Origin of the sequence: Kribbella soli (genome assembly GCF_004331345.1) — a bacterium.
Taxonomy (GTDB): domain Bacteria; phylum Actinomycetota; class Actinomycetes; order Propionibacteriales; family Kribbellaceae; genus Kribbella; species Kribbella soli.
In genome coordinates this window covers 1194458-1212885 of record NZ_SJJZ01000002.1, presented here as the reverse complement: position 1 = coordinate 1212885, position 18428 = coordinate 1194458, and the positions used below count along the sequence as shown (strand labels likewise).

Annotated in this window: 20 protein-coding genes; 15 read left to right on the top strand and 5 right to left on the bottom strand. The window is 69.2% G+C overall.

Going from position 1 to position 18428, the window contains the following annotated elements; genetic code table 11:
- Positions 1–6 precede the first annotated feature (6 nt).
- A complete protein-coding gene (locus E0H45_RS19870; RefSeq protein WP_131339335.1) occupies positions 7–969 on the top strand; it encodes a DUF4037 domain-containing protein in 963 nt (320 codons plus the stop codon).
- Here E0H45_RS19870 and E0H45_RS19865 read toward each other — a convergent pair.
- On the bottom strand, positions 939–1802 hold the full coding sequence (locus E0H45_RS19865) for a LysR family transcriptional regulator (RefSeq protein WP_131339333.1): 864 nt from the start codon (positions 1800–1802) through the stop codon (positions 939–941). The two genes, E0H45_RS19870 and E0H45_RS19865, sit on opposite strands and share 31 nt — an antisense overlap.
- A gap of 69 nt (positions 1803–1871) precedes the next feature.
- Between E0H45_RS19865 and E0H45_RS19860 the strand changes: the two genes are divergently transcribed.
- The 8 genes from E0H45_RS19860 (at position 1872) to E0H45_RS19825 (ending at position 6943) form a co-directional block, all read left to right on the top strand.
- Positions 1872–2873: an EamA family transporter gene (locus E0H45_RS19860; RefSeq protein WP_238155104.1), complete on the top strand. Its 1002-nt coding sequence runs from the start codon at positions 1872–1874 to the stop codon at positions 2871–2873.
- A 9-nt stretch (positions 2874–2882) separates the two neighbouring features.
- Positions 2883–3260, top strand: coding sequence for a hypothetical protein (locus E0H45_RS19855; RefSeq protein ID WP_238155103.1), 378 nt, complete (start codon positions 2883–2885; stop codon positions 3258–3260).
- A 112-nt stretch (positions 3261–3372) separates the two neighbouring features.
- A complete protein-coding gene (locus E0H45_RS19850) occupies positions 3373–3747 on the top strand; it encodes a hypothetical protein (RefSeq protein ID WP_238155102.1) in 375 nt (124 codons plus the stop codon).
- A gap of 117 nt (positions 3748–3864) precedes the next feature.
- On the top strand, positions 3865–4179 hold the full coding sequence (gene mihF / locus E0H45_RS19845) for an integration host factor, actinobacterial type (RefSeq protein ID WP_130388471.1): 315 nt from the start codon (positions 3865–3867) through the stop codon (positions 4177–4179).
- Between the two features lie 38 nt (positions 4180–4217).
- Positions 4218–4811 carry a guanylate kinase gene (gmk, locus tag E0H45_RS19840; protein WP_131339331.1) on the top strand — a complete coding sequence of 198 codons (594 nt, stop codon included), beginning with the start codon at positions 4218–4220 and terminating at the stop codon, positions 4809–4811.
- A 2-nt stretch (positions 4812–4813) separates the two neighbouring features.
- Positions 4814–5116 carry a DNA-directed RNA polymerase subunit omega gene (gene rpoZ / locus E0H45_RS19835; RefSeq protein WP_130388473.1) on the top strand — a complete coding sequence of 101 codons (303 nt, stop codon included), beginning with the start codon at positions 4814–4816 and terminating at the stop codon, positions 5114–5116.
- Positions 5117–5155: 39 nt separating this feature from the next.
- On the top strand, positions 5156–6451 hold the full coding sequence (gene coaBC, locus E0H45_RS19830) for a bifunctional phosphopantothenoylcysteine decarboxylase/phosphopantothenate--cysteine ligase CoaBC (RefSeq protein ID WP_238155101.1): 1296 nt from the start codon (positions 5156–5158) through the stop codon (positions 6449–6451).
- A gap of 3 nt (positions 6452–6454) precedes the next feature.
- Positions 6455–6943, top strand: a complete 489-nt coding sequence (locus tag E0H45_RS19825) for a GNAT family N-acetyltransferase (RefSeq protein WP_202872404.1) — start codon at positions 6455–6457, stop codon at positions 6941–6943.
- Here E0H45_RS19825 and E0H45_RS19820 read toward each other — a convergent pair.
- Positions 6930–7826, bottom strand: a complete 897-nt coding sequence (locus E0H45_RS19820) for a GNAT family N-acetyltransferase (protein WP_131339329.1) — start codon at positions 7824–7826, stop codon at positions 6930–6932. The genes E0H45_RS19825 and E0H45_RS19820 overlap by 14 nt on opposite strands.
- Positions 7827–7881: 55 nt before the next feature.
- Positions 7882–8289 (bottom strand): hypothetical protein, encoded by a 408-nt coding sequence (locus E0H45_RS19815; protein WP_131339327.1) that lies wholly within the window; start codon positions 8287–8289, stop codon positions 7882–7884.
- Positions 8290–8579: 290 nt separating this feature from the next.
- Here E0H45_RS19815 and E0H45_RS19810 point away from each other — a divergent pair, with 290 nt between their 5' ends.
- The 3 genes from E0H45_RS19810 to E0H45_RS19800 all read left to right on the top strand — a co-directional run bounded on the left by E0H45_RS19810 (position 8580) and on the right by E0H45_RS19800 (position 13202).
- A complete protein-coding gene (locus tag E0H45_RS19810; RefSeq protein WP_131339325.1) occupies positions 8580–9692 on the top strand; it encodes a winged helix DNA-binding domain-containing protein in 1113 nt (370 codons plus the stop codon).
- A 189-nt stretch (positions 9693–9881) separates the two neighbouring features.
- Complete coding sequence (gene metK / locus E0H45_RS19805) at positions 9882–11075, top strand: methionine adenosyltransferase (protein ID WP_131339323.1); 1194 nt, start codon at positions 9882–9884, stop codon at positions 11073–11075.
- 93 nt (positions 11076–11168) lie between these two features.
- Positions 11169–13202, top strand: a complete 2034-nt coding sequence (locus E0H45_RS19800) for a primosomal protein N' (RefSeq protein ID WP_131339321.1) — start codon at positions 11169–11171, stop codon at positions 13200–13202.
- Here E0H45_RS19800 and E0H45_RS19795 read toward each other — a convergent pair.
- The gene (locus tag E0H45_RS19795) at positions 13199–14188 is read right to left on the bottom strand and encodes an ArsR/SmtB family transcription factor (protein ID WP_131339319.1); all 990 of its coding nucleotides are present in this window, start codon (positions 14186–14188) and stop codon (positions 13199–13201) included. The two genes, E0H45_RS19800 and E0H45_RS19795, sit on opposite strands and share 4 nt — an antisense overlap.
- A 63-nt stretch (positions 14189–14251) precedes the next feature.
- On the opposite strand from E0H45_RS19795, the gene E0H45_RS19790 reads away from it, so the two are divergent.
- On the top strand, positions 14252–15463 hold the full coding sequence (locus tag E0H45_RS19790; protein ID WP_131339317.1) for an MDR family MFS transporter: 1212 nt from the start codon (positions 14252–14254) through the stop codon (positions 15461–15463).
- Here E0H45_RS19790 and E0H45_RS19785 read toward each other — a convergent pair.
- Complete coding sequence (locus E0H45_RS19785; RefSeq protein ID WP_131339315.1) at positions 15396–16715, bottom strand: MFS transporter; 1320 nt, start codon at positions 16713–16715, stop codon at positions 15396–15398. The genes E0H45_RS19790 and E0H45_RS19785 overlap by 68 nt on opposite strands.
- A gap of 98 nt (positions 16716–16813) precedes the next feature.
- On the opposite strand from E0H45_RS19785, the gene E0H45_RS19780 reads away from it, so the two are divergent.
- Positions 16814–17809: an Lrp/AsnC family transcriptional regulator gene (locus E0H45_RS19780; protein ID WP_131339313.1), complete on the top strand. Its 996-nt coding sequence runs from the start codon at positions 16814–16816 to the stop codon at positions 17807–17809.
- Positions 17806–18426, top strand: coding sequence for an HAD family hydrolase (locus E0H45_RS19775; RefSeq protein ID WP_131339311.1), 621 nt, complete (start codon positions 17806–17808; stop codon positions 18424–18426). Before E0H45_RS19780 ends, E0H45_RS19775 begins: the two co-directional genes overlap by 4 nt.
- Positions 18427–18428: the final 2 nt, after the last annotated feature.

Genomic DNA, 18428 nt, shown 5'->3' with positions numbered 1-18428 from the left:
TCGGGGATGACCTCGGGCCTGGAGCTGTGCCGGAAGTTCTATGACGAGGTTGTGCGGCACGTGGTGGACGTGCCGCACAGCGCGGCGTTGCTCGGGCGGGGCTCGGAGGTGCTCGGGTTCGACGACGAGATGTCGACAGACCACAACTGCGAGGCTCGGGCGCTGGTGTTCGTCCCGGACGGCGTCGAGCTACGACTCGAGGTGCCGCCGACGTTCGAGGGGCGGACGGCGCTGGTCGAGGTCCACACCGTGCGCGGGTACTTCCTCGACCAAATGGGCTTCGATGTCGACGTCGCGTTGACGGTTCGCGATTGGCTCACCTCTCCCGAGTCCATTCTGCGGCAGTTCACCGCGGGCGGTGTGTTCCACGACGAGCTCGGTCTCGAGGACATCCGTGATCGGCTCGCGTACTACCCGGACGACGTCTGGCGTTACCTGATGATCACCGCCTGGTGGCGCGTGCATCCGGAGATGAACCTGGTCGGCCGGGCCGGGTACGTCGGGGACGACCTCGGGTCGGCGTTGATCGGTGCGCGAATGGTCGAGGACCTGATGCGGTTGTGCTTCCTGATGGAGCGGCAGTACGCGCCGTACTCGAAGTGGTTCGGGAGCGCCTTCGGCCGGCTGTCCTGCGGTCCGTCGATCGGGCCGCTGTGTCGCGAGGTGTTGCGGGCGGAGAGCTGGCAGGAACGCGAGAGAGCGCTCTCGGCTGCTTACCTGGCGGTGGGGGAGTTGCACAACCAGCTCGCGATCACCCCGCCGATCGAGCTCGGCGTCGTGCGGATGTGCGACCGGCCGTTCGAGGTCGTCTGGGGTGACTTCATCGGCGCGCTCACCGCCGACATCCAGGATCCAGATGTACGGCGACTTCTGGAGCGCTGGCCGGTCGGTGGGATCGAGCAGGTCCGCACTGTGCTGTGGCGGGTGGCGGACCGTCGTCAGCTGGTCGGGCTGCTCGACTCGCGGTAGAGCGCGATCAGCAGGTCGACGGCCGCCTGCGTGGCGGGATGTGGGTCCTCGCGATGCCAGATCAGGTGTACGTCGACCGGCGGCGCATCCCGCAGCGGGCGGTAGACCACCCCGTCCCGCCGGTACTGGGTCGAGGTCGCCTGCGGTGTCACGCCGACGCACCGCCCGGACGCGATCGCGGCCAACCAGTCGTCGACGTCCTGGGTGTACTCGAGAACCGGGCGAGCGCTCTCCGGCCAAAGATCCGCCGTGGTGCTCCCGGTACGACGGTCGATCACCAGCGTCCTGTCCCGGAGCTGATCGAGCGTCAGCGCCCGTTTACGAGCCAGCGGGTCGTCGGCGGGCAGAGCGCAGTACCGCCGCTCCTGTGTCAGCAACACGTGCCCGAATCGACGCAGCTCCAACTGGCTGCGGACGACCGCGAGATCGCACAGCCCTTCGGCGAGCCCGCCGGTCGCGGTGTTGGTGCGGACCAGCTGCAGCTCGATGCCGGCATGCTCCGCCGCCCACCGGCGCTGGAACTCGCGGGTGCGGCTCCCGAACGCCGACCACGCGTGGCCGACCCGCAGACGGGTGTGACCGCTCGTCGCCTCACTCACCAGCTCGTCGATCTCCGCCAGGATGTGCCGCGCCCGCGCGAGCACCCGGACGCCGGCCGTGGTCGGGGTGAGTGAACGACTGGTCCGGTGCAGCAGACGCACGCCGAGTTCGCGTTCCAGGGCCAGCAGGTTGCGGGACACCGCGGCCTGCGAGATCCCGAGCTCGATCGCGGCGTCGGTGAACGTGCCCGAGTCGACGATCTCCACCAGGCACCGCAGCTGCCGGATATCCATGACTCCAGCGTATAGATCGGCGGCCGGATGCATTTTGCGTAGGTCCACGCCGGGCGGACTCTCGTGATCGTGAGGCGAGAACGGTTGGTCGGTGTGATGATGATGCTCGGGAGCGGGCTGTCGACGCAGGTCGGTGCGTCGGTGGCGGCGCTCGCGTTCCCGGTGATCGGTCCGGCGGGCGTGGTGGCGATCCGGCAGTGGGTCGCTGCGATCGTGCTGCTCGCGATCGGGAGACCGCGGCTGCGGTCGATCACCGCCCCGCAATGGCGCCTCGTCGTCGGGCTGGCGGCGGTCTTCGCCGTGATGAACCTGTCCCTGTACACCGCCATCGACCGGGTAGGCCTCGGCCTGGGCGTCACGCTGGAGTTTCTGGGCCCGCTGGCCGTCGCACTCCTGGGATCACGGCGGGTGCTCGACCTGGCCTGTGCACTCGTCGCTGCGCCCGCTGTCGTCCTGATCGCCCGCCCGCAGGCGACGACGGACTACCTCGGGATCGGGTTGGGTCTGCTCGCCGCGCTGTGCTGGGCGTTCTACATCCTGCTCAACCGGAAGGTCGGGCGAGAGTTGCCGGGCGCAACTGGTTCGGCCGCGGCGGCAGCGTTGTCGGGCCTCGCGTACGTCCCGATCGGCGTGGTCGTGCTGCTGCATCACCCGCCGACGGTCGCCGCAGCGTCGTACGCACTGGTGGCCGGCGTGCTGTCGTCGGCCGTGCCGTTTCTTGTTGACCTGCTCACTCTCCGCCGCGTTCCGGCGCAGTTCTTCGGCGTTTTCATGAGCGTGAACCCTGTGCTGGCGGCGTTTGTCGGGCTGGTTGTTCTCGATCAGCAGCTGGCGCTCGTCGACTGGGCGGCGATCCTGGTGATCGTGTCGGCGAACGCCGTCGCCATCACGTTCGGCGGCGAGAAGTACGGCGTACCTGAAGTGGACTCGAACGACGACGCGGTAGATCACAACCCGGTTCCAGTCGGCCGGTGCGATGTTCTTCACGGCGTGCCGGAGCTCGCGGTGACCCCGGCGTTCGGAAAGGTGTCGGCGGACGGGGAGCCACGGACTTCCCGCGCGACACAGTGAAGGAACACGATGCGGAAGCTGGCAGCCCTCGCGGCCGTTGTGACGATGAGTGTTGGCGCCCTGACGGCATGCTCGGGCGGCGACTACTGCGGAGACCTGCAGGGCTACGTCGACTCGGCGAAGGACCTGGACATCAAGGACTCCAACGCGGTCGGCAAGATGCTGGACCAGGCGAAGAAGGTGTCGAAGTCGGCGCCGGACGACCTGAAGGACGACTGGAAGACCGTCATCGACTACGCCGAGAAGGCGCAGGACGCGAAGGGCGACACGAACAAGCTGATGGAGCTTGCCAAGTCCGACGGTTCCAAGATCCAGCCGGCGATGGACGCGATCACCAAGCAGGCGAAGGACACCTGCAAGATCGACCTGCCGGGCTCCGGTAGCTGACCTGCCGTTCGGCGCAGCCTGGTGGGACGGCTCTGCCCGTTCCGTCCCACCAGCGCGCCAGGTAGCCGGCCGGTTTCGCCCGGTAGTCCTGCCTACCTGTAGCGTGAAGGTCGTGAAGCGCTCTCTCGCCGTTCTCGCGACCATGGCCGCAACCGCAGGTGTGCTGACTGCCTGCACCGACGAGCAGGCGTACTGCGTGGACCTCGCCAAGTACGCCGCCAAGGCAGTCGACGTCGACCCGCAGAAGCCGGTCGACTACGTGAAGATCCTGGATGACGCCAAGAAGCTCCAGGAGTCCGCGCCGAAGGACGTGAAGGACGACTGGGGTGTCGTCGTCGCGTTCGCCGAGAAGGCCAAGAAGGCCGGCACGGACGCGGCCGAGATCGCGAAACTGAGCAAGCAGACCGGCAGCGTGATGACGGCGTACAAGAACATCACCAGCCAGGCCAAGGACAGCTGCAAGGTCGACCTTCCGGCACTGAACTGATCAACTGATCGTTCCAATCGCCCGCTTGTCCCGCGACTCTGTTCCACCACCACCAGAACTCGGGCTGAACCCGTGTTAGGTTCCCTTGCGAAGCCATACAACGGGACAGGTGAAACGGTGCCACTTCCTTCTTTGACGCCGGAGCAGCGTGCGGCCGCTCTGGACAAGGCCGCGGCGGCGCGGCGTGAACGAGCCGAGATCAAGAACCGGATCCGGCACTCGGGAGCGTCTCCGACGGAGGTGCTCCACGAGGGGCAGAAGAACGACGTCATCGGCAAGATGCGGGTCAGCCAGCTGCTGCAGTGCATCCCGGGTGTCGGCAAGGTCCGCGCCCAGCAGATCATGGCGCGCGCGGGGATCTCGGAGACGCGGCGGGTGCGCGGCCTCGGCTCGAACCAGATCGCCGCGCTCGAGCGCGAATTCGCCGAGTGAGCCAGACGCTGACCGGTTCGTTGGACACTGGTGTGACGATGACCACGGACCCTGGTGACACCCCGGCCCGGCTGACGGTGCTGGCCGGCCCGACCGCCGTCGGCAAGGGAACCGTCGCGGCCGACATCCGCGAGCGGTTCCCGGACATCTGGATCTCGGTGTCCGCGACCACCCGCAAGCCGCGGCCGAACGAGGTGCACGGCGTGCACTACCTGTTCGTCTCGGACGCCGAGTTCGACCGGATGATCGCCGACGGCGAGTTGCTGGAGTGGGCGGTGGTGCACAAGGCGGCCCGTTACGGGACGCCGCGGCAGCCGGTGCTCGACAAGCTCGCCGCGGGCCGGCCGGCCCTGCTGGAGATCGATCTGCAGGGCGCGCGCCAGGTCCGGGCGACGATGCCGGAGGCGCAGTTCGTCTTCCTGGCCCCGCCGAGCTGGGACGAGCTGGTCCGCCGTCTGCTCTACCGCGGCACCGAGACGCCGGAGGAGCGGGAGCGGCGGCTGGAGACCGCGACCGTCGAACTGGCGGCCGAGAAGGAGTTCGACGTGACGATCGTCAACGCCTCGGTTCGGGAAGCCGCCGATCAGTTGGTAAAGTTGATTCGATCACCCCACATCTCTGGAAAGGCCTGACCTTGTCTGGCAACCAGCCCGTCGCCATCGGCATCACGTCCCCGCCGATCGACGACCTGCTCACCCGCACCGACTCCAAGTACAAGCTGGTGCTGTACTCGGCCAAGCGCGCGCGGCAGATCAACGCCTACTACTCGCAGCTCGGCGAGGGCCTGCTGGAGTACGTCGGACCGCTGGTCGAGACGCACGTCCAGGAGAAGCCGCTGTCGATCGCGATGCGCGAGATCAACGAGGGCGTGCTGACCTGCACGGACATCGACCCCGAGGCCGAGGCGGAAGCCGCTGCCGCGGAGAAGTCCGAGTAGTCACCTAGAACAGACCGCCCGGGAACGGAGTCCGCGCAGATGTCCGCAACCGGTGACCAGACCCCCGGAACCGAGCACGGTCCGGGGGCTGACGTCGTTCCCAAGCACAAGCCCAACGTGGTGCTGGGCGTCGGCGGCGGCATCGCGGCGTACAAGGTCTGTGATCTGCTCCGCCGGCTGACCGAGTCCGGGCACAGCGTGCGCGTGGTGCCGACGGCGGCCGCGCTGGAGTTCGTCGGCGCGGCGACCTGGGCGGCGTTGTCCGGGCAGCCGGTGACCGCCGACCCGTTCGACAACGTGCAAGAGGTGCCGCACGTCCGGATCGGCAAGGCGGCGGAGCTGGTCGTGGTGGCTCCCGCGACCGCCAACCTGATCGCCAAAGCCGCCCACGGGCTGGCCGACGACCTGCTCACGAACACCCTGCTCACCGCGCGCTGCCCGATCCTGTTCGCAGCCGCCATGCACACCGAGATGTGGGAGCACCCGGCGACCCAGGCGAACGTCGCGACGCTGCGCTCCCGGGGGATCACGGTCCTCGAGCCTGCCGTCGGACGCCTGACCGGCGCCGACACCGGCCGCGGCCGGCTGCCGGAGCCGTCGGAGATCTTCGCGATCAGCCAGTTGATGCTCGCCGACGAGGCCGCCCGCGCGGCCGGCCAGTCGGTCGCCGACCTGACCGGCAAGCACGTGCTGATCAGCGCCGGCGGGACGCGCGAGCACCTCGACCCGGTGCGGTACCTGGGCAACTCGTCGTCCGGCAAGCAGGGCTACGCCCTCGCCCGGATCGCGGCCGCCCGCGGCGCCAAGGTCACCCTGGTCGCGGCGAACTCCGAACTGCCCGACCCGGCCGGAGTCCAGGTCGTCCCGGTGACCAGCACCCGCGACCTGTACGACGAGATCACCGGGCGGGCCGCCGACGCGGACGCGATCGTGATGGCCGCGGCCCCGGCCGACTTCCGCCCGGCCGACGTCGCCGAGCACAAGATCAAGAAGACCGCCGACGGCTCCGTGCCCGCGGTCAGCCTGGTGCAGAACCCTGACATCCTGCAGACGATCTCGCACGACCGGTCCCGCACCGATCAGGTGATCGTCGGGTTCGCCGCCGAGACCGGCGACGCCGACCACACCGTCCTCGAGCTCGGCCGCGCCAAGCTGGAACGCAAGGGTTGCGACCTCCTGGTCGTCAACGACGTCTCCGGTGGCAAGGTCTTCGGCAGCGATCTCAACGAGGCCGTCATCCTCGACCGCGCGGGCAACGCCCTCCCTGTCCCTTCCGGCAGCAAAGACGCCCTCGCCGGCGTCATCTGGAATCTCGTCGCCGCCCACTGGGCCTGAGCCGTGCTGAGGGTCAGGTCGGCGACCGAGGCCGACTTACCGGGCATCCTCGAGCTGGCCGGTGAGGTCGAGCACTGGTTCGGTCCGATGGTCGCCGAGCCGGGCTTCCATCGCGCGCTCCACAAGCACATCGCCGACGACCGGGCGCTGGTGGCTTCCGACGCGGATCAGCTGGCCGGAGCGGTGCTGTTCGGCGGGGCCGCACCGCGGTACGCGGTGCACTGGCTGGTCGTGTCCGAGCGGGCTCGAGGCCGAGGTGCCGGACGGCAGCTGATGGACGCGGTGATCGACCGGCTGACGGCGGGCCGGGGACTCGCCGAGGCGGAGATCGTCGAGGTCGTGACGTTCGGCGTGGATCATCCGGGGGCGGTGACCAGCGGGGCGCGGGCCTTCTACGAGCGGCTCGGGTTCGTGCCGGCCGAGGCCGCGGAAGACGGTCCGGAGGGTGGTTCGCGGCAGGTCTTCCGCTATCAGAGAGCTAGTCCCGCTTGAGCGGTAGCGGGGCGCGCATGCTGATGCTGGTGATGCCGTAGGTGAAGCCGAGGTGTTCGTTGAGGCGGCGCATCGCGTCGTTGCCGCGCTGCGTCCAGGTGTAGATCTCGGTGATTCCGTGCTCGGCGGCCCACGCCATGCTGGTGCGTTTGAGGGTCGCGGCGACCGATTTGCCGCGCCACTCCCGGCGTACGGCGGTGTAGGCGACCTCCGCGCGCTCCGGGCGATCGGAGTCGAGCATCAGCCCCGCCACGCCGACCACCTCGTCACCGGCGACGGCCACGAACATCGCGGCCGGGTCGTTGATCCATTCCTTCTCCCAATCGTCCTCGGAAACCTTCAGCGCGACCGGATGGTCCATGTCCGGGAACGTCGGCACCGCTACCTGGTGATAGGCCGCCGCCCACAGCTCCGGGCGTTCGGCGACCGAGACGATCGCGTACTCCGTCGGCGGCGCCGGCCGCGGTTCGTCGCCGATCTTCCGCAGTTGTTCGACCTCCCGATTCCTTTCCACGAAGCCGAACCGCTCGGCGAACAGCCGGGACCCCGCGTCGTCGACGCTGGCGCCCGCGACATCGTAGCCCTGGGCAACGGCATGGTCGGCGAGAACCCGGAGCAGGTCGGTGCCCACGCCGCGCAGGCGGAAGTCCGGATGGACGCGCGCCGCCAGTGCCGCCCGCTCGCCGTCGCCCGAGCGATCCGCCAGGCCGCTGCCGACCACCTCGCCGTCGATCTCCGCCAGCAGCATCAGCCGGCCGGGGCGGTCGAGTTCGCGGAGCTCGGCGACGCTCGGGCAGCGCTCGTACGGCATGATCGCGATCCGCACCGCGCGCCAGGCTTCGTAGTCGGCGTCGGTGATCGCGGTCCGGATGCTCGTGGTCATGACGACAGCTTGCCTCAGCTTGCTGCAAAGGGCTCCAGATTTTGCCCCAATGCATTCACTTGCACGCCTCCGCCGTGAACTGCTCGTAGGACTGCACGGCGTCCACGTCTCGGTCTTCGGCAGAGACGTAGGTCTGGGTAAGCACTTGGCCGGGCTTCAGCTTGGAAAGACGTTCCAGCGTGAAGTCGACATGACCCGTGTACCACGTGTTGTCGCGCGTCCACCCGTAGGCGGTGTAGACGACACCTGGCCTCAATGCCTGAGCGCGACCAACTCGGGACCACGACCGGGACGGCTCGACGGTGTTCAGCTTGGCATCGATCGCAGTCGATGGCGTCACCGGCGAAACCGCGTCCCAGCTAGCGATTGAGACTGAGTTGTCCCCTGGTGGGTCGGCCTTGGTGCGATCACGGAAGATCGTCGCCCCATCGATGTGGTCGTTGCACAGAGCGAACACGATCACCGGCCGAGCCTGCGCATCGACACTGATACCTGTCCTCCCTGCGCCCGCAACGGTCTCGCACCCGGCCAAGGTCGCGACGGCCGCGGACGCCAAGAAGCCTGCCGCGGCCACGGCTCGCCGGCGTGCCCGCGCCCGCTCCCGCTCCCGCTCCCGCGAATGAAGAGACCCCACGGGGCAAAACCTCGCACACATCATTCCGCCGCAGGACTGCCGTCATCGAACTGCAACGTCCGCTGCCTCGCCGGCAGCAGAGGTCAGAAGCTGTCCGCTTCCATCCCTAGGCTGAGGGCATGGAGATCTCCTGGGAGGCCGTGGTTGCGCGGCGGATGCGGCGGCATTTTCTGATCGAGGCTGCGGAGACGCCGGTGGATGCCGTACGGGCGATGTGTGGGGCGCATGCGCAGATCGCGGCGGCGGGGGAGGTGTCGGTGGCGCTGCGCGTCAACGGGGCGAACCGTGAGTCGGTGCAGCGCGACGAAGGCTTGGTGAAGACGTTCGGGCCGCGCGGGACCGTGCACCTCTTGCCGCTCGACGACCTGCCGATGTGGACCGGTGCGCTGACCGCGCTGCCGGCGGGCGGCCAGCAGCCGGAACCGATCCGAATGACGCCGGACGAGCTCGACCAGATCGTGGCCGCGATCGGCGAGGCCCTCGCCAACGACGACCTGACCGTCGACGAGCTCACTGAGGAAGTCGTACGGCGTACCGGTGAATGGGCCCGGACGCCGACGATCCCGGCGTTCCAGGGGGCCTGGGCACGCTGGCGGCAGGCGGTCCATGTCGCCGCGCACGCCGGTGTCCTCTGCCACGGGCCGATGCGCGGCCGGCTCACGACGTACTCGAATCCGCACCGGCTCCGCCCGTTCGACCCGATGCCCGCGGAGAAAGCGCTCACCGAACTCCTGCACCGGTACCTCTACTCCTACGGGCCCGCGACCCCGCAGCAGTTCGCCCGCTGGCTCAAGGCCACGCCGACCATGGTGAAGCCGTACTTCGACGACCTGCCGCAGGTCGAGCTCAACGGCCAGACCGCCTGGGTCGCTCCCGGCGACGACGAGTTCCCCGACGAGCGCGCGGAGGGCGTCCGGCTGCTGCCGTACTTCGATGCGTACGGCGTGGGCAGCTTCCCGCGTGAACTGCTCTTTCCGGGTAAAGCGTTCGACCGGGCGACCGCCCGCGGCCAGGCCGGCAACTATCCGCTGCTTCTCGTCGACGGCATCGTGGCGGGTGTCTGGCACCAGAAGAAGGCCGGCCGGAAGCTGGACGTGACAGTCGAGGCGCTGACCCCGCTGAATCGGCGCCGGCGCAAGCTGCTGGACGCCGAGGTGGACCGGTTGGCTGCGATCCTTGGTTGTGCGCCGTCGCTCACACTCGGCGACGTAACGGTCGGTGCGCACGCCTGAACCAGTGCCGACTGTCCAGAATGTGATCACGAATCTCGTATCCTGGATGAATTCGGAGCGTCACCGGGACGCGGGTGGAAACTGCTGGCATACTTCCCAAGATGCATCGCCAACCGCCGGTGCATGGGGGGATCGTGCGGCTGTGCCAACGCGCAACCGGGCGGCACAAGAGGAATCCGAGGGAGAACTGTGGCGAGGCGCCTTTTCACGTCCGAGTCCGTGACCGAAGGTCACCCGGACAAGATCGCTGACCAGATCAGCGACTCCATCCTCGACGCGTTGCTGGCCGAGGACCCGAAGAGCCGGGTCGCGGTCGAGACCCTGATCACCACGGGTCTGGTTGTCGTCGCGGGTGAGGTCACGACGACGGCGTACGTCGATATTCCGGGGATCGTGCGTGCGCGCATCCTGGAGATCGGCTACGACTCGTCCCTGAAGGGTTTCGACGGCGCGTCCTGTGGGGTGCAGGTCGCCATCGGGAGCCAGTCTCCGGACATCGCCCAGGGTGTCGACACGGCGTACGAGACGCGTTCGGACGCGTCCAAGGACGAACTGGACCTGCAGGGGGCAGGCGACCAGGGACTGATGTTCGGCTACGCGTCCAACGAGACGCCGGAGCTGATGCCGCTGCCGATCACGATCGCGCACCGGCTGTCCGAGCGGCTCGCCGAGGTCCGCAAGAACGGCACGCTGGCGTACCTGCGGCCCGACGGCAAGACCCAGGTCACGGTCGAGTACGACGATGACAAGGCGGTCCGGATCGACACCGTGGTGGTGTCCAGCCAGCACGCGGCGGACATCAACCTGGAGACGATGTTGCAGCCGGACATCAAGAAGCACGTCGTCGACCCGGTGCTCGAGCAGTTCGACATCGATGCGACCGACTACAAGTTGCTGGTGAACCCGACCGGCCGGTTCGAGATCGGCGGCCCGATGGGCGATGCCGGGCTGACCGGGCGGAAGATCATCATCGACACCTACGGCGGTATGGCGCGGCACGGCGGCGGCGCGTTCTCCGGGAAGGACCCGTCCAAGGTGGACCGGTCGGCGGCGTACGCGATGCGCTGGGTGGCGAAGAACATCGTCGCGGCCGGGCTCGCGGACCGGGTCGAGTGCCAGGTCGCGTACGCGATCGGCAAGGCCGCGCCGGTCGGCTTCTACGTCGACACGTTCGGCACCGAGAAGGTCGCGGTGGACAAGATCGCCGCCGCGGTCCGCGAGGTCTTCGACCTGCGGCCGGCCGCGATCATCCGCGACCTTGAGCTGCTCCGGCCGATCTACGCCCAGACCGCACGGAACGGCCACTTCGGCCGCACCGGCGAGGGCTTCACCTGGGAGCGCACGGACCGCGTCGAGGCCCTGAAGGCCGCGGTCAGCAAGTAAGTACGACGTACGCGCGCGGCCGGGCTGTGGTTTATCCACAGCCCGGCCGTCCGCGTCCCACGGAGTGTCGTCGCAGCCGACTAGAGTTTCCCGGTGACATCGAACGGAGACTCGCCGGAGCAGCTGACGCTGCTGCGCGACACCGTTCGCAAGTCGCGCACGAAGGAACCGGCCGAGATCACCACGACGTTGCCGGTGGCCCGGATCGCGGTCGATGTCTCGCTCCCGCACCTGGACCGTCCGTTCGACTACCTGGTGCCGGACGACCTGGCCAAGGCTGCGCAACCCGGTGCGCGGGTGAAGGTGCGGTTCGCCGGCAAGGACCTCGACGGGTTCGTGCTGGAGCGGCTCGATGAGTCGGACCACGACGGCAAGTTGGTCCGGCTGCGCAAGGTCGTGTCGCCCGAGCAGGTGCTGACGCCGGAGATCGCGGACCTCTGCCGGGCGGTCGCCGATCGGTACGCCGGGGTGCTCGCGGACGTCACGCGCCTCGCGGTGCCGCCGCGGCACGCGAAGGTGGAGGGCGAGGCGCTGCGCTGCGATCAGCCGCCGCGTCCGCCCGTGTCGACGTCCCGCTCGGAGTGGTCGCCGTACCCGACTGGATTTCTCGATGCGATCGAGCGCGCCGAGTCGCCGCGGGCGGTGTGGACCGCCGTACCGGGGGCTGATTGGCCGCTCGCGTTCGCGCAGGCTGCGGCCGTGTGTGCGGCCTCCGGTCGGGGCGCGCTGTTGCTGGCGCCGGACGCGCGGGACCTGGAGCGGCTCGCTGCTGCGTGTGCTGAGGTGCTGGGGGAGTCCGGGTTCGTCACGTTGTCCGCGGATCTGGGGCCGACGGCTCGCTATCGCGCGTTTCTGTCCGCGTTGCACGGCCGTGCGCGGGTGGTGATCGGGACGCGCGCTGCGGCGTTCGCTCCGGTGGCGGATCTCGGGTTGGTGGCGATGTGGGACGACGGTGACGAGTCGTACGCCGAGCCGCGGGCGCCGTACCCGAATGCCCGGGAAGTCCTGCTGCTACGGGCGTTCCGACAGAAGTGCGCGGCGTTGCTCGGTGGGTACGCGCGGTCCGCGGAGGCGGCGGCGTTGGTGGAGTCCGGGTTCGCGCACGAGCTGATCGCGGACCGGAAGGTGACGCGGGCGGCGGCGCCGTCGGTGCACATCGCGGGGGAATCTGACATCGATCTGGCACGCGACCCGTCGGCGCGCGCGGCGCGGTTGCCGTCCCGGGCGTTCGAGATCGCACGCGAGGGCCTGCGGACCGGACCGGTGCTCGTTCAGGTGCCGCGGGCGGGGTACTTGCCGAGTTTGGTGTGCCAGACGTGCCGGGCGCCTTCGCGATGTGCCACGTGTGGCGGAACGTTGCGTCGTACCGGAGGATCCGGGCCGGCGAGCTGCAGCGTGTGCGGCCGTCCGGCTGCGGATCACCGGTGCCCGGAGTGCGGGGACACCCGGATGCGCGCGGCGATCATCGGCGCGCGTCGTACGGCGGAGGAACTCGGGCGCGCGTTCCCCGGAGTCGTGGTGCGTACGTCGGGCGGGGACAACATGCTCGACGTCGTACCGGATGCGCCGGCGTTGGTCGTCAGCACACCGGGGGCCGAGCCGGTCGCCGAGGGCGGGTACAGCGCGGCGCTGCTCCTCGACACCTGGCTGATGCTCGCCCGCCCCGACCTCCGGGCCTCCGAAGAGGCCGTACGCCGCTGGTTCAACGCGGCTGCCCTGGTCCGTCCGGCAAGCGCCGGCGGGATGGTGATCCTGGTCGGCGACCCGTCGGCGCTGCCGCTGCAGGCGATCGTGCGGTGGAGCCCCGAGGGGTACGCCGCCCGCGAGATCGAGGAACGCCGTACCGCCCGCCTCGCCCCGGCCGCCAAACTCGCCGAACTCACCGGCCCGGCCGAATCCGTCAACGACCTCGTCACCCGCCTCCGCGACCTGATGCCACCGTCGGCCGGCCTCGAGGTCCTCGGCCCGGTCGACCTCGACGAAGAAACCGTCCGAGCCGTCGTCCGCACCCCCCGCGCGCACGGCACCACCTTGGTCCGCTCCCTCAAAGAGTCCCAATCAGCCCGCACCACCAAGAAGAACCCCGGCACGGTCCGAATCCAGGTAGACCCCCCAAGCTTCGGCTAGGCGGTTGAGGCCAGCGAGGTTGATGCCGTGAGGAGTTGGTGGCCCAACGGGGTGCGGTGGTAGAGGACGGTGCGGCCGTCGCGGCGGGAGGTTACTACGCCGGCGTTGCGGAGGATGCTGAGGTGGACGCTGAGGGTGGGGGCCGTGACGCCTAGCTGGTGGGCGAGATGGGTTGTGGACATGGGCAGGTCGAGGTGGCTGACGATCGCGGCTCTGGTGCGGCCGACCAGGTCGGCGAGTGGGGAGTCCGTGGTGTCCTGACGGTCCTCCCACAAGCGGCCGAGGCCGCGCGGCGGGTACGTGATGGTCGGGACGTGCGGCGCACCGGTGACGGCCAGCCCGGCCGGCCAGGCGAACACGCACGGCACCAGCAGCAGGCCCTGTCCGGTCATCGGTTCGCCGTCGCAGCAGAACGGCCGGTCGATCTCGATGCGGTCGCCGGCGTACTTGATCGACGGATGCAGGTTGCGGAACAACCGCTCGATCCCGCCACTCGCCAGCTCGTCCAGCCGGAACGCGAGATCCTCCTGCAGCAGCGACCGCATCCGCCGCCAGTCGGGTTCGATCGCCCGTCGCCAGTACGTCTCGAGCGCCTTGGTGATCAGGTCCAGCGCCTTCGCGGGGTGCACGATCAGCTCGGGCAGCACCGGGTCCGGGTTCTCCGCGTGCAGCTTCGCGATCTCGCCGGCGACCAGATCGTGCGGCGTCGCGGCGATCGCGGCGAGACCCGACTCCAGGCTCGTCGACCGGCGCGGCGGGGCCGGCGTCAGGAAGTCCGGGATATAGCCGTCCGACGGAATGAGGGCTCTGAGCAACCTCAGGTCGTCGCCCTCGATCGTCGGCCGGACCTTCTGCAGCCACGGCCCGTGCACGCTGCGCGCGGTGTTGTTGCTCAGCGCCCGCACACTCGTCACGGCCTCCCACACCGGCGACAGCGCGAACCGGATCCGCCCGACGTCCCCGGCACTCAGCCTGATCGTGATCACCGGGCCAGATTAGCCCTGAGCCTAATCGTCGACAATGCCGCGGCGACCCCGGACAGTTGACCCATGAGCGCAATCGCCGTCGGCAACCCCACGCCCACCGCACTTCCGCGGGCCTTCTGGGCGTTGTGGGTGTGCCAGCTGGTCAACCGGCTCGGCAGCTTCGTACAACCGTTCCTCGTCCTGTACCTGACCCACGACCGCCACCTCTCTGCAGGTACGGCGGGAGCCGTCGCGGCCGCTGTCGGCGCCGGAACTGTCTGCGCGCAACTCGTCGGCGGCTGGTTGTCCGACCGGGCCGGACGCCGGGTGACGATGCTGATCTGCTTCTTCGGTACCGGCGCCGCGCTGATCCTGCTCGGATCCGCCCGATCGATGGTGCTGATCTGGGTGACGGCTTTCCTCGTCGGCCTGCTGGGCGACTTGTTCCGCCCGGCGGTCCAGGCCACGGTCGCGGACCTGCTGCAGCCGACTGAGCGGGTCCGTGCGTACGGCCTCCTGTTCTGGGCGATCAACCTCGGCTTCTCGGTCTCGACAGTCAGCGCCGGCGTACTGGCATCTTTCGGTTATGGCCTGCTGTTCTGGGTGAACGCCGCCACGTCGGTGATTGCTGGTCTGGTCATCTGGATGATGGTGCCGGAGAGCCGCCCGGCACCCGAGGACGACTCGGCCGGCCGGTCGCTGTTGCCGGTGGTCGCGCGGGACACGGTGTTCCTGCTGATGGTCCTGATCCAGATCGGCTACGCGACCATCTACATGCAGGGCTATTCGACTCTGCCGCTGGCGATGGCCGGGGACGGTCTGTCGTCGCGGACGTACGGGCTCGTGATCGCGCTCAACGGCGTGGTGATCGTGCTCGCCCAGCCGTTCCTCGGCCGGTGGATGGCGAAGCTCGACCGGCCGAAACTGCTCGCCGCCTCGATGCTGGTGGTCGGTCTCGGGTTCGGCTTGGGAGCGGTCGTGCACACCTGGTGGGGGTACGGCGTTTCGGTCGTGGTGTGGACGATCGGGGAGATCGGTTTCGCTGCGGTCATCGGCGCGGTGTTCGCCGACCTCGCGCCGATCGACCTGCGCGGCCGCTACATGGGCCTGTCCGGTATGGCGTTCGGCGTCGGCACCGTGATCGGGCCGCTGGTCGGCACCAACGCGCTCGAGCACCTCGGTCCGACCGCGACCTGGCTCGGCTGCGCCGTTCTCGGCGTCGCGATCTTCATCGGCCAGTACGCACTGGCTCCGGCGTTGCACGCCCGCGCCGAGTCGAATGCGGCGAACGCATGAGGTGAGCGGTCGCGACCGTCACCACGACGACCGCGACCGCGACCCACGCCGCGCGATCGATCGTCGCCGGGTGGTGCAGGAAGATCGTGCCGAACACCGCGACTCCGAGCGTTCCGCCGAACTGTTGTACCGCGTTCAGCAGCCCAGCCGCGGACCCGGTCTCGTGTGGCCCTACCCGGTGCAGCGCCTCGGTGAAGAACGCGGTCGTGAACAACCCGACGCCGATTCCGCCGACGGCCAGTGCGGGCAGCAGCGCGTACGGCGCGGTCGCGAGGCCGACGAGCTGTACGCCGAGTCCGACGTACATCAAGCGGGATCCGAGTCGCGTGACCAACCACTGGCCGGCGACGAGTGCAGCGATCCCGGTTGCCGCGGACCAGGGCAGCAACGCGAGGCTCGAGCGCATCACGCTGTGGTGCAAGGTCAGCTGCTGATGGAGTACGACGACCAGCGTCAGGCCACTCATCACCGCGAAGAACAACGTCGACGTGACGAGCGCCGGCGCGAACCCGCGGTGTGCGAACAGGCTCACCTCGATCAGCCGCCCGTCCTTCCGCAGCAGGCACAGCCCGAGCAGCACGACTCCGGCCGCCAGCAGGAACCAGTCGCGTGATTGCAGGATCGGGTAAACGACCAGCGCCGTACCGCCGGTGAGCAGCAGCGTTCCGAGGATGTCGATCCGTGGCGGTTGCGGAGATGCGGACTCGGGGAGCAGGTGCGACAGGGCGAGTACGCCGATGCCGAGGGGCACGTTCACCAGGAAGACGACTCGCCAGGAGCTGGCCTCGGTGATGAACCCGCCGAGCAACGGGCCCGAGATGCCGGCCAGGCCCATCACCGGACCGATCGTGCCGAGCGCCTTCGAGAGAGCGCTCCCCGTGAAGCTCGACCTGATCAGGCCGATGGTCTGCGGGATCACCAGGGCGGCCGCGGCACCTTGGACCGCACGGAACCCGATCAGCTCGGCGGGGGCGGTGGCGAGCGCGCAGGCGGCCGACGTCAGGACGAAGACCGTGACACCGACGCGGAACATCCGCCGCCGGCCGAAGCGGTCGCCGAGCCGGCCGCCGGTGATCAGGAGGGCCGCGAACGGCAGCGTGTACGCCGCGCTGAACCACTGGATGTCCGCGGTCCGGCCGCCGAGGTCCGTGTGGATCACCGGCGCCGCGACTTGGACGATCGTCGCGTCGAGCAGGTTCATCGCTTCGGCGATCAGCAGGGCGATCAGCCCGATCCATCGTTTGTTCGTCATGGCGCCACCATCCGCGGCGGGCCGGATGATCTTCCACTCAGCGGGCAAGATCTGCGGGAATCTTCCATTCGAGCGGCGCTGGGGCGATGATCGTCACCATGGTGGATGCGATCGACCGGGCCCTGGTGCACGCGTTGCAGCTCGACGGCAGGGCGCCGTACAGCCGGATCGGGGAGGTGCTCGGCGTCTCCACGCAGACGGTCGCGCGGCGGTTCAACCGGCTGCGGGCCGAGGCCGGGCTGCGGGTGATCGGCCTGCCGGATCCGCAGGTCGCGGGACGATCGCAGTGGCTCCTCCGCCTCACTGCGGCCCCGCACGCGGCTCAAGATCTTGCGGGAGCGCTCTCCCGCCGTTCCGACACGAGCTGGATCAAGCTGGCGTCCGGCGGCACCGAGATCGTGTCGATCGTGCACAGCAGCCAGTCCGACGGGAACGCCCTGCTCCTGCACGACATCCCGCGGACCGCCGGCATCACCTCGGTGTCGGCGCACTACCTGCTGCACCTGTACGTCGGCGGTCCGACAGCCTGGCGCGGACGAGCCAAAAGCCTCACCGCAGCACAAGAGAGCGCGTTCCGAAGTTTCTCCTCGCCAGCGGCGGCTGCGACTCCGGATCGGGGATCGGTGCGGGGGTTGAATGCCGGCGACGGGAAACTGCTGGACGCGCTTGGTGCGGACGGCCGGGCGACGCATGCGGATCTCGCCGTACGGACGGGCTGGTCGGCCGCGACCGTCGCGAGACGGATGGACGAGCTGCAGCAGAGTGGTGCGATCTTCTTCGACGTGGACGTCGATCCGGCCGCGCTCGGCTTCACCACGAGCGCGATGCTGTGGTTGTCCGTGCCGCCCGCACACCTCGATGCGGTCGGGCGGGCGCTCGCCGAGCACGACGAACTGGGGTTCGTCGCTGCGACGACGGGCCGGACCAACCTCGTCGCGCAAGCGATCTGCGCGAGCCCGAACGCCCTGCACACCTACCTGACCGAACGCGTCGGCGCGATCGAGCACATCACCGCGATCGAGACCGTCCCGGTCCTGCGGACCGTGAAGGCCGCGGCGCCGTTCTCGCCCGGTCTCGTAGGGTTGCGGGTATGAGCGCGCGGACGATCGACGTAGTGGTGTTCGACATCGGTGGGGTGCTGCTGGACTGGAGCCCGACGTACCTGTACGCCGAGCTGATCCCGGACGAGGAGCAGCGGACGCACTTTCTGACCAACGTGGCCACGCCGGCCTGGAACCACAAGCAGGACGAGGGGCGTCCGTGGGCGGAGGCGGTCGCCGAGCTGACCGGCCTGCACCCGGAGCACGCCGAGTGGATCGAGGCGTACGACACCGGCTGGCTGAAGATGGTCAAGGGCGTGTTCGAGGACACCGCCGCGGCGCTCGTCGAGCTCCAGGCGCTCGGCGTACCGACGTACGCGTTGACGAACTTCTCCGGCGAGAAGTGGGAGGTCGCCAAGGAGGCGTTCCCGATCCTCACCCGCTTCGACGGTGAGGTCGTGTCCGGGGTCGAGCAGACGGCGAAGCCGGACGAGAAGATCTACCGCATCCTGATCGAGCGGTTCGGTCTGGACCCGGCGCGCACGTTCTACACCGACGACATGGCGTACAACGTCGACGGTGCGCGTGCGGTCGGACTCGACGCCGAGGTCTTCACCGGTGCCGCGGACCTGCGTACCCAGCTGCGTGAGCGCGGCCTGCCACTACAGTGATC